This is a genomic window from Vibrio sp. 1641 (genome assembly GCF_033339995.1).
GTDB lineage: Bacteria > Pseudomonadota > Gammaproteobacteria > Enterobacterales > Vibrionaceae > Vibrio > Vibrio alginolyticus.
The window spans coordinates 1-501 of the sequence record NZ_JAWOVP010000559.1; the positions used below are offsets into that span (position 1 = coordinate 1).

Annotated in this window: 1 protein-coding gene; it reads right to left on the reverse strand. The window is 41.1% G+C overall.

The features are described 5' to 3' along the window. A partial coding sequence (locus R7Z47_RS27120; protein WP_318131058.1) for an HD-GYP domain-containing protein occupies positions 1-501 on the reverse strand: 501 nt, incomplete at both ends.

Sequence of the window (501 nt, forward strand, 5' to 3'; positions counted from 1 at the left end):
AGGAGGGAAGACGCCCATGAACTTGATCAGGATATTAAGGTTCTCTTCTTTATATAGGTGTTTACAGTTTTTATATAAATGAGAAAGGGCGGTGTATGGGATTTTCTGTTCGGATGCGATCGGAGTATGGCACAAGTTATCAAATGCATTTGCCACTATGACAATTTGAGCCAATTCATCAATTTCATCCCCTTTAAGACCCTCAGGATAACCGGAGCCATCTCTTAACTCATGATGCTGAGCAATCACGGTTTTAGCTGGTTCAGGAAAACCTTCGATCTGATTCGCGAGATCCAAACCATATTTAGTATGTAACTTTAGGTAGTTGGTTTCTGGCTCGGTTAATGGCACTTGCTTTCTTAATATAGCGGTAGGGATTTTGATCTTACCCATATCATGAAACAGAGCTGCGAAAGAGAGCTCTTTTAATTGCTTGGCAGAATACCCTTTCGCACGGCCAATCATCATGGCAATAACCGCAACGTTTAGAGAATGGAAATA